Here is a 13,875-nt window from a genome sequence, read left to right on the forward strand (position 1 = left end):
AACAAGAAACATGAAAACGATTGTTATTAACGGAGCAAACGGCTATGTAGCAGCCAACTTTATCAAGGAGCTACTCTTGGAGGATTTCAGAATCATTGCCTTGGTAAGGACGGGAAAACTCCCGTCGGAAGTGAGAATGAGCAACATGCTTACCGATTTGAACGAAGGAGAGGAAATTAGATCCGACAATCTGAAGGTGTACGACTATTCACTCGTCGATGGAAATTTCTCCATCCCGGAAGAGCAGTTGCTGGAGATCTTTCAGGGCGATGTGGATTATTTTCATTTTGCAGCGAGTCTGAAATATGACTTCAAAGCAAAGGATGAAATCTTTCAGACAAACCTGGACGGAGTGCAGAATTCGATGAAAGTATTCTCCAAGTTCGCATCGGAAAGTTCACGCTTTTTCTTTATCAGTACCGCTTATTCGTGCGGAATTATGGACGGAAAGTTTGAAGAGAAATTCTACGACAACGCCGATATTTCCATGTTTCGCAACTATTACGAGCAATCAAAACGATTTGCCGAAAACCTGATCAGAAAACAAATTGAAGAGGAGGGATTGAATGGACATATTTTACGTTTGTCGCAAGTAGTTGGAAACAACAAAACAGGAGTAACCAAAACCGATTACGGAATTTTTGATTTTGCCCGCAGGATTCAAAGCCTGGCCAACCGGCACCCCTATCGGAAAGTACGTGTAAAGGTAAACCCGGAGACCACTCAGAACCTGATTCCGATCGATACCGTAGTAACTTACCTGATGCAGGTTGTGAAGATTGCTGACTTACCAGTGATTTTGAATGTAGTTGCCAAAGAAGGTATCCGGAATAGTCTCATATTAAGTTGTCTGAGTGAATTGCTTCCGGTTACGCTTATTCCTCAACCCGATCTCGACGTTTCGGAGATGGATTCGTATGAGCGGATTGTTTCCATTGGCATGTCTTTCACCAATAGTTATACAAATGTTGATATGAACTTCGACACCACAAAACTGGACGAAGTGATGCAGGTGGAAGAAAACGAGGCGAGCGAAGCATCCATTCGGGCCATGTTGGAATATTTTTTGGACAAGTCGTCGGATAAAAAAGCCCGGATTGCCAGTTAATAAGAAAAGAAAAACAGAAATTAGCAGAACATAATTCGTGTAACCGGTACCGGAATCATTTCCCGGTGCGGGTTGCATGTTTTCTTATACAACACCCGGTAAAGGTACCGGGAACATTGATGAATAAACAATTATAGACAAATGAAACAGATTACAGTAAGAGGGGAAAAAATATTGAATGTGCCCAATCTTATCAGTCTTTACCGGCTGCTGGCCTTTCCCCTGATATTTTATTTTGCGCTTACCGGACAGGAAAACTACTATGTAATTTTCTTGTGTATTAGCCTGGTGAGCGATGTGCTGGATGGAAATATTGCCCGTTTGTTTAAGTTGCAGACCAATTTTGGCGCAGCACTTGACAACCTGGCAGACATATGTACTTATGCCATGGCATTGCTTGGTTTGTTTGTTTTTAAATGGACCGAAATTGAGCCACATGCCTGGATATTGTATTTATTCCTGACGGTTTTTGTACTTAGCTACATTGTTTCGTTTTACCGCTTTGGTAAAATACCGGGCTTGCATTTATACTCGGCTGTTTCGGCCGGATACGTTCAAAGTATATTCTTTTTTGTGCTCTTTGTTTTTGGGTTTTATACCTGGATGTACTATCTGGCAGTAGGTTGGGGAGTGATCGCTTACATCGAAAAGATTTTTGTATTGCTTCGGCTCGATGATATCCGGATTGGAGTAAAAGGATTGTACTGGATCATTCAGAGTGAGAAAAGGCAGCCGATAAATTAACCGAAATGTTGAGGAGGATATTTACAACTGCCACGCTTCTGGTTGTGGTAAGTTGGTTGGGTACCGCTCAGGAGGTTACCGGAGTTGTGCAGGACGTGGATACAAAAGAAGCCATCCCGTTCGCCAATATCTGGATAAAAGGGACCACGAAGGGGACCCAGTCAAACGGTGACGGCTATTTTGTGTTGAAAAAAACACAGGGAGACACGTTGGCTGTTTCTTCGGTGGGCTACGTTCAGCAGGAATTTGTGTTGAATGGCAAGAATGAACAACTCAAGGTCGAATTAAAAAAGGAGGTTCAGAAAATTGAAGAGGTAACCATCAAGTCTGATATTCCGTTTGCCCGGGTGGTGTTCAATCTTATCCAGAAACACAAGAAGGAAAATCGCGAGAAGCTGGAGCAGGTGCGCGATTACAAGCAGCTCGAAAACACTACGGTTTACATAGCGGTAGATACCACTGCAAAGATCAACCGGTTTTTTGACAACATGGAGGAGGTAACCATGGAAATGGAAGGGCAGAGTCTGCGGTTTTCGCCGATTTACCTGCTTGAAGAAGCCGAGCAGGTTTCAGCTGATTCCATGAGTGTGGTTTACAGTAAAAAAGACGGTATATTTCCGCGTTTAAACCCGGCCATCGAAAGTCTGCTTCTCGATAATGTGGTGGTAGATCTGGATTTTTACAAAGAACAAATCCGTATTCTCGACCGCGGCTTTATTTCGCCGATTGCCGGATCAGCATGGATGTATTACAACATCTACTTCAACGACAGTGTGTACGAAGGCGACCACACGTATTACCACATGACGTATTCACCCAAGAACCCGCTTAATCCCTTGTTTTCGGGGAGTTTTTTGGTGGATAGTGAAACATTCGCATTAAAAAGCATTGAAGCCTACATTTCGGGGAAAGCCAACCTGAACTTTGTAAACGGATTCAGAGGCACCGTAACGTATAAAACATTGCCCGACGGAGGTTATTTTTACGATGCACAGAACATTGGCATCAATTTGTCGATACGCCTGAACAAGGATTCGGCCTCGTACAGTTCGAGACGTATGGATCAGATTGCCAGCGGCAACTGGCTGATCAATAAAACCACGCAATACTCCAATGCCGACAGGTTAAGCACAATAAAACCAGGGGACTGGAAAAACCAGCCGGAATTTTCAGTCGAACACCTGGGAGAGGAAACGTATTTTACCGTAAATAAGCTGAAAGAGCAGAAGGTGGTAAAAGGGATCGACAAGGTAGGGGGAATGGCGCTTACAAGTTTCTACAATGCCGGAAAACTCGATGTGGGGCCGGTGTTTGATATTTACACGACCAACCGCATTGAGGGAACACGACTGACAGTGCCCCTGCGAACCAGCGAACAGATGTTTAAACGCTTTTCGGTGGGTGGTTTCCTCGGGTACGGCTCCACCAGTAAAGAGTTTAAGTATGGAGGAAACTTAATCTACCAACCCGGCACTACCGATAAGTTTTTGTTGCGTTTCAGATATTACAACGATTACAACCTGATTTCGCAGGACAAGTTCTTGCGTTTTATAAAGAATAATCCCAACAATAAGGGAAATGCCAACTTCATTGCATCTTTTACTACGCGCGAAAAAAATCCCTTCCTAAAAGAGGAGCAATATGTGGAATTCAGGGTGGATTATAATGGTGAAAAAGACGTGCACCTGGAGGCTTCTCCTTATATTCTCTGGAACAAGAGTACGCCGTATGTAGATTTTGTAAGAGATGGTGTGTCGCACCCGAAGTACACAAACTACGGGGTTTTGTTTGATTTGCGCCTGGCTTTTCGTCAGCATTACGACAAGTTTTTCTTCGAGCGCGTGTATTACATCAACCCGGTGCCGGTGATCAACTTAAGCTGGGATGTGGGTACAACCACCATTCCGGGCGTTAACAGAAATGACCTGGGGTATTATTCTCATTTGCATGGATCGATTTCAGGGCGCCTGCTCATGGGGCAGCTTTTTATCAATTATATGCTGAACGGCGGTTACCTGTTTGGTGATGCCCCTTACGATTTGCTCGATCAACCGGTGGGGTCTATGTCGCTCGGATTTGCCAAGTACAGGTTTAACCTCCTGCATCATGCATCGTTTGCCCACAATGCGTACACCAACCTGCATGCCCATTTAAACGGTGGTGGTTTTATTTTGAACAAGATACCCTTGATCCGGTCGTTCAAATTGCGTGAAATTGTTTCGATAAAGGCCCATTACGGGAACCTGACCAAAGGATACAAACCGATTTTTGATTTGCCTGGCTTTTACGACAACAGCAAAAACGTGCCTTATGCCGAAATCGGATTTGGGGTAACCAATGTGTTTAAAGTACTTCGCGTGGAATACGTAAGACATTTGGGCGGTACATACCGCAATGCCCGTTTCACCGACAAAAACGGTATCTTCTTCCGGACTGAAATGAGTTTCTAGATTTGTGAAAGATACAGTTGCAACCAGGAGCAAAACCTGCTTTTGGTTGCAGTTTTCTTTTGAAAGAAGTCGTTCCGCCGGGAAGAATCAAATTTTGTAAAAGCCGTTTTTTATGGCAAAAACAACCAGGTTAGCCGTATTTTTCGATTGTGTTTTTAACAGCAAATTCTCGCGGTGCTTGTCAACCGTTCTTTTGCTGATGGATAGAATATCCGCAATTTCCTGGTTGGAACAACCTTTGCAAATCTGGCTCAATACCTCGGTTTCCCGTTCGGTTAGTTCATAGTCGGTTTTCCCCGGCGATTTGTCATTCATCCGGTTTACGATGGATTGAAGAATCTCCATCGAGAAATAATTTCTTCCTTCCAGTACGTCCGAGATGGCCTTTTTTACTTCCGTAAAATTCGAGTTTTTGAGTAGAAAGCCGTTTGCACCGGCTTCAATCATGGTGGAGTAATAGCTTTCGTCGGAATACATCGACACAGCGATTATTTTTATTTCGGGCTGAATTTCGAGCGCTTTCCTGGCAGCCTCGGTTCCGTTCATTCCCGGCATTTCAATATCGAGAAGAACAACATCCACTTTCTTTTCTTTTAAGCCGTTTAAAAAATCAGCTCCATTCTCTGCTTCGTAAATTTCGTTGGCGAAATCGAGCCGCGAAAGCAGGAATTTCAATCCTTCGCGAAAAAGCGAATGGTCGTCCACTACGTATATGTTTATTTTCTTCATTTTAAGGGGATTTGAATGTTGATGCTCATGCCTTTTCCGGGTTCTGATTCGAGGTAGTAGAATCCGTTCATCGATTTTATGCGCGAACGGATGTTTTCGAAACCCATTCCTTTCCCGCGCAGCGAGTTGGGTTCGTCTTTCATTTGAAACCCGGCTCCATCGTCGGAATAAGCCATTTTGAGGTGTTCTCCTTCTTCTGAAATATCCACCGAAATGGTTTGAGGCCGGGCATGTTTGAGGCTGTTGTTCAGGAGTTCGCATATCACCCGGAACAGGCCTGTTTCAATGTCGTAATGAAAACGTTTGGAATCAATGTTGCCGCTCAGCTTAAAATCGATACTTGAGTTGGCCAGCATTTGACGGGCAATGGCTTCGAGCGCCTTGGTCAACCCATAATTTTTTAAAAGATGTGGGCTCAGGTGATTGGATATTTCTTTTAATGCCACGATGGCTTCGTCGGTGGCTTTGCAGGTAAGTTCCACCATTTTTTGGTTTGAATGGTCCATTTCGTCTGTGTCAATAGCGCTTACGGTCATTTTTATCGACGAAAGAACCGGCCCCAGTCCGTCGTGTAAATCACGGGCAATCGATTGCCGGGCTTGCTCTTCTCCCTGGATAACCGCTTTCAGCAAGCGCGATTCATTTTCTTTCCGAAGCAGCTCAATCCGGTCCTGTAAGTTGAAAATCTGGCGGATAAAGATAACACCGGCCAGCATGAGGATGGAGATCATAACGCCGATCCAGCTTTCAACTTCCACTTTCGAAACCAACTGCGTTTCCCAGAAAAGAGTGGAAAATTCAAACAGGCGGCGCAGCGCCATTAGTACAAATCCTGCCGAAATCAGGATCCACGAAACGTTAAAACGCGTACGGCGAATCAGGCTGACTGCCGTAATCGCTGCTCCCAGCTGAATAAGCATCGAGAGCAGCAAGGCGATCTTGAGCAACATTTGGTTTTTTGGTAAAGGTAGCTTTTTTGCCCGTTTGGCATCCGGAAGTTGCGGTAACTTTAGCTGCCGGGGCGCTGCAATTCTTCAACGAAGCGTTGATGTGGCCTTATGTAAAGCAGAAAAGCCCCGAATTTCTTCGGAGCTTGATTCTGAAAATATCTTTTTTCTGAATTATCTTCATTCAAAATTATTGATCCAGCGGTTGGTGGTTTTTCATGGCGGCAGCAGCGTTGTCAGCCAGTTCCGTCATTTCCTGAACCACTTTTGGGTGTGCATCTACTACGTTGGTTTCTTCTCCCTGGTCGTTGTTGAGGTCGTACAGTTGCGGAGTTTCAAAATTACCGGTCCAGTGTTTACCCGGAAGAATGAGTTTCCAGTTTTTATATCTGACGCTCATCAGGCGGCCATTGGCAGTAAAACCATACACCGCTTTGTGAGGAGATTTGGCCCCTTTTTCGTTTTTCATTAAAGGCTGAATGTCTTTTCCGTCAATTACGCGGTCGGTAGGAATTGGCGCCCCTGCAAGATCGGCGAAAGTGGTAAAAAGATCCATCCCGGTGATCATCTCGTCACACTGGGTTGAAGCAGGAATATTTCCCGGCCATTTCATGATGCACGAAACACGGATGCCGCCGTCAAAACGTTCCTGGTATTTGCCTTCGCGCAGCAGGTGTTCCCGGCTTTCGTCGGTAAAACCGCATTTCCCGTAACAGTTTTCCAGCTCTTCGTCGCGGTGTACCAGTGGCCCGTTATCCGACGTAAAAACAATGATGGTATTGTCTTCAATTTTCAGTCTTTTCAAGGTATTCAGAATAATACCCACCGAGCGGTCGAGGTATTCCACGGCATCGCCATAGGCGCCGGCCTTGCTTTGTCCTTCAAAACCCCTCGGAACAAAATACGGAGTATGGGTTTCGATGTTGGCATATTGCAGGTAGAACGGCTTTTTATCCTGTACCGAGCGGTAGATAAACTTGCAGGCTTCGCGGGTAAAAAGCGCCGGCAGTTCGGCCAAATCGTTGTTGTCGCATCGTTGGATAACCTGGGCCTGTTCAATCAGCGGAATTTGTGGGTCGCTGATACCATTGGGACGCCATCCCGAGTTGCCGATACGTTCCGGACCATGGTCGTTGGGATAAGGAATTCCCAGAAATTCGTCAAAGCCGTGAACACAGGGCAGGTACTGAGGCAGATGTCCCAGGTGCCACTTCCCGTACAAACCGGTGGTGTAGCCTTGTTCCTTCAGCAATTCGGTGATCGAAACTTCCAGTTCATCTTCGAGCCCGGTGGTAGAGTGCGGAAAAAGTACATATAAACCGGTGCCGTTGTTTACTCTCGACGCGTAGCGGCCGGTTAAGGCAGAAGCCCGCGAAGGGGTGCAGGTACCGTGCGGAGTATAGAAATTGGTAAACTTCATCCCGTCTGTAGCCAGCTGGTCGAGATTCGGAGTATTGATGTCTTTCGCACCAAAACAGCCCAGGTCGTCATAACCCACATCGTCGGCAATAATATGAATGATGTTGGGTTTTGTTGTTTCCTGTGCATTGATAAAAGGGGTAAAGAAGGTGGCAACAATTAAGGTGAAGAGTTTAATTTTTACTCGCATGAATTTAAGTTTTATTGTGATTTACTTTTTTGTTTTAGCTTTCTACACTGGTGACGGGAGTTTTCATTCGACAACTTTTGGGCGCTTTGGTTTAAGCTCTTTTATTGATGACGGTAACAAAGTTGCCGCAAAGAAACGGGATTTCTATTATCGGGGGCAAGACTTTTGTCATCCCATCAACAAAGCTTAATCTGTCTTTTTTGTTGTTTTTTATTGGATATGACAGAATTATGATTTAAGAGTGCAAGAACCGATCTTGTATATGTTTTGGGTGAGCAGCCCGTTTGTTTTCGTTTTAAAACGGACTTGGTGGCATTCCCGGTTGCATTAAAAAAGTAATCTCTTAACTTAGTTCAGGTAAAGACAGGCAGCGGATTGATTTTCTTTCTTTTTAGCACGAAATTTGGAGAAACCAACGATCTCTGATTTTTAAATGGCTCGGAAAATTAATCTTGCTGCGAAAAATAAATCGATCTGTTCAACGTCTGCCGGAACAGACTTTTTTGTATTGATATTTGATCTATGGTAAAAAACGGATACTACATATTTTTATGGATGTTGGCGTTGCAAATGTTCTCCGTCGGGCTGCAGGCTCAGGAGAATTATGAGATCAGGCGGATTGATTTCGTCGGAAATAAAACCCTGGAGAAAAGCTATTTGCTGGATAAAATGGCAACCGATGAGGTGTCGTACCTCGACAAGGTTTTTACCAAAGACGAACCGACTCTTTTTAACCGCGACCTGATGGAGATTGAAATGGAACGGCTCCGGAAAGTTTACCAGGGAGAAGGTTTTGTGGATGTGAAAATTAAGCTCGATCCGCCCAAAGTCAACGACAAGAAGAAAACAGCGCGTCTTTTGTTTGTGATAGAAGAAGGCGATCCTTATACGATCGATTCCGTTTTATTCCGGTTCAGTGGGCCGGGTGTGTCTCTCAACAGCGATTCTCTTGCGAAGGCGAACATGAAGGAATTGAAGCTGCTACAAGGAGAACGTTTTAGGGACGAGTCTTTAAAGGAAGACCTATTGGTTGTCCGCAACATTTTTCTGGATTTGGGGTATGCCTATGCCCAGGTTGATTACGAATTGGGCTTAAAAACCGACCGGCATTCAACGTCCATCACCTATGTGGTTTCTCCGGGGCCGGTTTGCGTGCTTGGCGAAACCAGGCTTGTGGGGAATAAAAAGATTTCAGAAAAATTTATTGAGAAGCAGGTGATTTACAAAGAAGGCGACCGGTATGACAAATCGGTGCTGGATAAAACGCGGGAAGATTTGTACCATCTGCGGCTTTTCAGAATTGTTTCGGTGCTTCCGCAAAAAGAATATGCAACATTAAAAAATCCGATTCCGGTGACCTTGTATGTGGAGGAAGCTCCGCGGGTGAATACCAAATTTGGGGTGGGGTACGGAACGGAAGATAAGTTCAGGACTTTTGCCGACTTTACCTACCTCGGATTTTTGGGAACGGCGCGGCGCATTAATATTTATGCCAAACATTCGGCGCTGGAACCTTACTATTTCAGTTTTAAATGGACACAGCCAAAGCTTTTTAATAAGAAAGGGTCTATTTCTATCAATCCCTTTCTTGGCATTAATTCAGAGCCGGGGTACGAAACCCGTACCTATGGTATAAACCTGCCGTTGACTTATGAATTTGATAATAGCCTGAATTCCACGCTGACATATTATTTTGAAAAAGTAGAGCAACGCATTGAAGAGGGCGATACGGAAGTGCCTGATCCGGAGGATGAGGAATATCTTTACAATAAATCAGGTATTCAGTACAGCTCGGTTTATTCAACCGCGAAACCCAAATTTTCTCCGGAACAGGGGGTAAATATTTCGCTGGGAGTAAAGCTAAACGGCTACGTGTTTGGTGGCGATTTTAGTTACGTTCGTTTGTGGAGCGACTTTCGCACTTACCAGAAAATAGGCGACTGCGTGTTGGCACTTCGTCTGATGGAAGGCGGGATTTATTCGTCGGATGCCAGTGGTTTTATCCCGGTTGAAGACCGTTTCTACTCGGGTGGAAGCAATTCCATCAGGGGGTGGAGCCGTTCGGAGTTGGGACCGAAACGCGAAAGTGGCACTCCGATGGGAGGAAAAAGCATCCTCGAAGCCAACATCGAGTTGAGGTATCCGCTGTTTAGAAGGGTGAATGGGGTGGCTTTTTTTGAAAGCGGCAATGTGTGGGAAAAAGCATTTCATTACCGGTTGAATGAATTGGCTTATGCCATTGGAGGCGGTTTGCGCATTGAAACACCCATCGGCCCGGTGCGTTTTGACGTGGGCGTACCACTTTGGAATGAAAAGAGAAGTGCCCAGTTTTTTCTGAGTGTTGGACAGGCTTTTTAGTATGAAATGAAGCGATTACTGCGATACATATTTCTTGTGCTTGCCTGGCTGTTCGCCGGTTTGGCGGCTTTGCTGATTGTTGCCGTTCTGCTTATTCAAACAGGGCCGGTAAAATGCAAGATCGTGCAAATCGCCGAAACGCAGGTTTCAAAAAATATAAACGGTCAGCTGGAGATCGGAAATCTGGAGGGGGATTTTTTTACCAAGCTGAAGCTGGAAAATATTTGCTGGACGGTTGAAAACGATACCTTTTTGTTTGTGGAGTCGGTGAGCGCTTCGTACCGGCTTCTGCCTCTGCTGCACGGCGAACTGTTATTAAATTCGGTGCAACTCACCGGGCCTTATGTCAATCTAAAGCAGGAAAATGATTCAACCTGGAATTTTCAGCGTCTCGTCCCGGAGACGACTGGCAGCGAAGTGGATACAAGCAGTGCTTCCGGTAATTTTTGGGTTATTTTATCCGACTTTGAACTGGCGGAAGGCAAGCTGCGGATTCATGCACTTGATTCGCTGATTCCGCGTGAGGTAAATGACCTGAAGGTAAACATGGGGTTGAAATATGCTTCGGAGAAACAGGAGCTCCAGTTAAAGAAACTGGCTTTTCAAACCCTTCAACCCGATTTCCAATTGACGGAACTTTCGTTGGATGTTGTGCGCGATAAGGAAACTGTTTCCCTTCGTAACTTTCATGTAAAAACTGCGAGGAATGCATTAAAGGGAGAAGCAAATTATTCGGATGTTTCGTCTTTAAATGTGGCTGTCAAATTGGACAGTGAACCTCTGAACCTGGATGAATTTGAGTTTTTTATTCCTGCGATAAAACTTCCGGCAAAACCGGTGGTAAACTTTACTTCGAAGATCGTTGAGAGCAAACTGGAGGCCTCTTTGGCGGTGAATGATAAAGAGCAGGGGCTGCAATTGGATTTTTTTTCAGAGAACTTTGGCCGTTTTTTGGATGATCCTCAGTTTGCCGGTTTAAAGTACCGTCTGACAGGCGACATCCGAAATATAAACCTGGCTTACTGGCTCGGAAATCCGCAGCTTGACTATCTGCTAAACGGCAGGTTAAATCTTGCTGGTGAAGGGACCGACCCCCAAACGGCCCGATTGAACCTGGATGCCGATTTTAGCAATTGCCTGTTTGTCGGCAAACCGGTGGATCAGTTAAAAATGACACTCTGGTTAGACAAGGGAAACCTGTTGGGAGATATTACCGGGGAGGGGAACTTTGGCTTTGTTTCCTTGGCTCCTGAGATAAAAGATTTGCCCGGAAATCCGGACTACCGGCTTCGTGCCCGGACGCGCAATTTAAACCTTGCGCCTTTGCTCGGAAACGATTCGTTGCAATCGGATATTAACCTGAATGTGCAAATGGCAGGCAAAGGTTTTGATCCGGCTGTTCTTACCGCATCGGCAAACATTGTTGTTGCGGAGTCTGAATTTGCGGGGTTTGTTCTTGATTCGCTGGTTGGAAGCTTTCGTTATGCACAAAAGAACATTGGGATAGACTCGTTATGGGCGCAAGCTCAGACCTTGCATATAAATGCCAGCGGAAATTACAGTCTGGAAGATTATTCGGATATTCGTTTTGAGGCGGTGGTTGACAGCATTCAGCCATTTTGGGCCTACCTCCCGGTGGACAGTTTGTATGGCAAAGGAAAAGTAGAAGCGCATGTTTGGGGCACGCCCGATTCACTTTTGCTGAATTCACTGGCAGAACTGGAAGAAATAGCTTTTTCCGGCTTATCGGTAAAAAAACTGGCGATAAAAGGTGATGGCAGGGTCACATTGGCTGATACAACTTTTTCGGCACAGCTTATGGCCGAAAAGCCCGGTACGGCTGATTTTATGCTTGATACAGTTAACGCGGCCGCAGAATACCGTGCCGATTCTGTGTGGCTGACGGCACAGTTTGCGGGGGAGCAACTGAAAAGTGCCCTAAGTACCCGGGTTTTGTTGGGTGATACAATGAGGGCGGAACTCTCGGACTGGAGTCTCGATTTTATGAACCAGCACCTGGAGTTGGTAAATGCACCCGCCTTGTTTGAGATGGATTCGCTCGGGTACCGGCTGCAAAACTTTAAAATGGCTGCCGACGCTTCGGATACGTCTCAGTTTATTAAAGCAGAAGGTATCGTTTCGCTGAAAGGGAAGGAGGATTTTAAACTGGAAATAGCTCATGTTGATATCGGGCAGTTGCTGGAAAGTTTGGGGCAGAAAGCCGATGTGTACGGAAAGGTAAATGCGAACATTGCTTTGACAGGCACGGCTGCAAACCCCGCGTTGACCGGTGATTTTTCGATCGATAATGCTTTGGCTTACGGCTATCGCTTTTCTGCTTTAGGAGGCGGGTTTGGCCTGGATAACCAACGCTTTCAGTTTCGAGGAGAAGTAATTCCGGCCGATTCGGGGAGTATTACGCTAAGTGCTGCGATGCCGGTAAATGCCCGGCTGGATAGTATGGAGTTTGGAGTAGATCCTAAAGATACCGTAAATGCTCTGCTGCGAGTCGATCGTTTTGCGTTGTCATCTTTGCCTTTCCTGAAGGCAGGGGAGCAAATTAAAGGCGAAATGAACGGCGAAGTGGCCGTTGGAGGAACGCTGGAATCGCCCGATCCCAAAGGAAGCCTGAAGCTATTGGATGCTGCGGTAATTATGCCGGAGTATGGAGTAAATTACCGCGACATTATTTTCGAACTGAATTTCTCGGAAAGGGCGGCCAGGCTCGATTCTTTCTTTATCAAATCGCCCGACGGTGTATTGCAGGCCCGTGGTTCTGTTGACTTTCAATCAGCTTTTTACAAAGGTGGAATCCAGAAATCGGAAGTTCACATTCAGTTTAAGCGTTTTAACCCGTTTAGCCACCGGCATTACAACATGCAGCTTTCGGGCGATGTAAACCTGAACGGAGAGGCCGGCGACGTTGTTTTTTGGGGTGATTTGAAGGTGCCAAAAGCCGAGATTTACCTGCCTGCGGTTATGAACCTGATGGGAAAAATCAGTGCACCGGAAATTCCTGACCCCATTCTGTTGCGCGAAATTGAGAAGCTTTCGCAAAGCGCGGATTCTTTAAGCATATCCGGTTTGGATTCGGTGACGACAGTACGAGATACGATCAATCTCAACTACTTCGAGAATTTTACCGGAAAGCTGAGTATCGAGTTTCCGCAGAATACCTGGATCAAAAACAAGGACATGTTTGTGGAAATTTCGGGTGACCTGGATGTGGTAAAAAACAACGAGTATTTTGAACTCTTCGGAAAAATTGATGTGGTGCGCGGACAGTACGACTTATTTGGAAAGATATTTAAAATTGACGAAGGCTCGGTGGCTTTTCTGGGAGGGGAGGAAATGATGCCGATGCTGAACCTTAAAGCTTCGTACACTTTCCGCAACTCCGACCGTGCCGAGCAAAAACTGAGCGTGGCCATTTCGGGAAAAGCATCCGAGCCAAGCATTCAGTTTTTACTGGACGACGGGAGTATCAGCGAAGGAGATGCTTTGTCGTACCTGCTTTTTGGCAAAGGCGTAAACGAGCTTTCGGTTGCGCAGCAGGACAATGTGCCCGGTGCCGGGCAACTGGCCGGCTCGGCGGCAATGGCCGTGCTTTCTTCGCAGCTCACCGACTTCCTGGGTAGGAGCCTGAATGTGGACTACATTGAAGTAAAAGGATACGGCGATTTTGAAAATACCGGGTTTGTGGTGGGAAAATACATTACCAACGATTTGTTTGTAAGTTACGAGCAACGCTTTGGTGAAACCGATGAAAAAGACATTGCCAAGTACGAAGTAAAACTCGAATACGAGCTGTTCCGCTTTTTGTTTCTTCAGCTGAATAACTCTTCTACCGATAGTGGTTTCGACCTGATTCTGAAACTAAATTCAAAATAGGATTTTGTTCATTTATTGGTTACTTCGTGGCAATAAAAA

At 45.5% G+C, this 13,875-nt stretch carries 9 protein-coding genes; 6 read left to right on the forward strand and 3 right to left on the reverse strand.

Features of this window, described 5'->3' with window-relative positions; genetic code table 11:
• Window positions 1–10 precede the first annotated feature (10 nt).
• The 3 genes from INQ51_RS15870 to INQ51_RS15880 all read left to right on the forward strand — a co-directional run bounded on the left by INQ51_RS15870 (window position 11) and on the right by INQ51_RS15880 (window position 4,302).
• Window positions 11–1,108: an SDR family oxidoreductase gene (locus tag INQ51_RS15870; RefSeq protein WP_233378934.1), complete on the forward strand. Its 1,098-nt coding sequence runs from the start codon at window positions 11–13 to the stop codon at window positions 1,106–1,108.
• A gap of 141 nt (window positions 1,109–1,249) precedes the next feature.
• Window positions 1,250–1,852 (forward strand): CDP-alcohol phosphatidyltransferase family protein, encoded by a 603-nt coding sequence (locus INQ51_RS15875; protein ID WP_233378935.1) that lies wholly within the window; start codon window positions 1,250–1,252, stop codon window positions 1,850–1,852.
• A gap of 5 nt (window positions 1,853–1,857) precedes the next feature.
• Window positions 1,858–4,302, forward strand: coding sequence for a DUF5686 and carboxypeptidase-like regulatory domain-containing protein (locus INQ51_RS15880; protein ID WP_233378936.1), 2,445 nt, complete (start codon window positions 1,858–1,860; stop codon window positions 4,300–4,302).
• A gap of 87 nt (window positions 4,303–4,389) precedes the next feature.
• On the opposite strand, the gene INQ51_RS15885 is transcribed toward INQ51_RS15880, so the two are convergent.
• From INQ51_RS15885 to INQ51_RS15895, 3 genes are all read right to left on the reverse strand, one after another.
• Window positions 4,390–5,031 (reverse strand): response regulator transcription factor, encoded by a 642-nt coding sequence (locus INQ51_RS15885; protein WP_233378937.1) that lies wholly within the window; start codon window positions 5,029–5,031, stop codon window positions 4,390–4,392.
• Complete coding sequence (locus tag INQ51_RS15890; protein ID WP_233378938.1) at window positions 5,028–5,981, reverse strand: sensor histidine kinase; 954 nt, start codon at window positions 5,979–5,981, stop codon at window positions 5,028–5,030. The genes INQ51_RS15885 and INQ51_RS15890 overlap by 4 nt, the downstream gene beginning before the upstream one ends.
• Before the next feature lie 187 nt (window positions 5,982–6,168).
• Entirely contained in the window at window positions 6,169–7,587 is a 1,419-nt protein-coding gene (locus INQ51_RS15895) for a sulfatase (protein WP_233378939.1), read from the reverse strand.
• Between INQ51_RS15895 and INQ51_RS15900 the strand changes: the two genes are divergently transcribed.
• The 3 genes from INQ51_RS15900 (at window position 7,586) to INQ51_RS15910 (ending at window position 13,836) form a co-directional block, all read left to right on the forward strand.
• Complete coding sequence (locus INQ51_RS15900; RefSeq protein ID WP_233378940.1) at window positions 7,586–7,777, forward strand: hypothetical protein; 192 nt, start codon at window positions 7,586–7,588, stop codon at window positions 7,775–7,777. The genes INQ51_RS15895 and INQ51_RS15900 overlap by 2 nt on opposite strands.
• A 332-nt stretch (window positions 7,778–8,109) precedes the next feature.
• Window positions 8,110–9,945 (forward strand): outer membrane protein assembly factor, encoded by a 1,836-nt coding sequence (locus INQ51_RS15905; protein WP_233378941.1) that lies wholly within the window; start codon window positions 8,110–8,112, stop codon window positions 9,943–9,945.
• A 6-nt stretch (window positions 9,946–9,951) separates the two neighbouring features.
• Window positions 9,952–13,836 (forward strand): translocation/assembly module TamB, encoded by a 3,885-nt coding sequence (locus tag INQ51_RS15910; protein ID WP_233378942.1) that lies wholly within the window; start codon window positions 9,952–9,954, stop codon window positions 13,834–13,836.
• Window positions 13,837–13,875: the final 39 nt, after the last annotated feature.

Source organism: Maribellus sp. CM-23 (assembly GCF_021354595.1).
GTDB lineage: Bacteria > Bacteroidota > Bacteroidia > Bacteroidales > Prolixibacteraceae > Draconibacterium.

Coding starts and splice junctions, on each gene's coding strand:
- INQ51_RS15870 (WP_233378934.1), top strand. CDS start 11: ATGAAAACGATTGTTATTAACGGAGCAAACGGCTATGTAGCAGCCAAC.
- INQ51_RS15875 (WP_233378935.1), top strand. CDS start 1,250: ATGAAACAGATTACAGTAAGAGGGGAAAAAATATTGAATGTGCCCAAT.
- INQ51_RS15880 (WP_233378936.1), top strand. CDS start 1,858: ATGTTGAGGAGGATATTTACAACTGCCACGCTTCTGGTTGTGGTAAGT.
- INQ51_RS15885 (WP_233378937.1), bottom strand. CDS start 5,031: ATGAAGAAAATAAACATATACGTAGTGGACGACCATTCGCTTTTTCGC.
- INQ51_RS15890 (WP_233378938.1), bottom strand. CDS start 5,981: ATGTTGCTCAAGATCGCCTTGCTGCTCTCGATGCTTATTCAGCTGGGA.
- INQ51_RS15900 (WP_233378940.1), top strand. CDS start 7,586: ATGAATTTAAGTTTTATTGTGATTTACTTTTTTGTTTTAGCTTTCTAC.
- INQ51_RS15895 (WP_233378939.1), bottom strand. CDS start 7,587: ATGCGAGTAAAAATTAAACTCTTCACCTTAATTGTTGCCACCTTCTTT.
- INQ51_RS15905 (WP_233378941.1), top strand. CDS start 8,110: ATGGTAAAAAACGGATACTACATATTTTTATGGATGTTGGCGTTGCAA.
- INQ51_RS15910 (WP_233378942.1), top strand. CDS start 9,952: ATGAAGCGATTACTGCGATACATATTTCTTGTGCTTGCCTGGCTGTTC.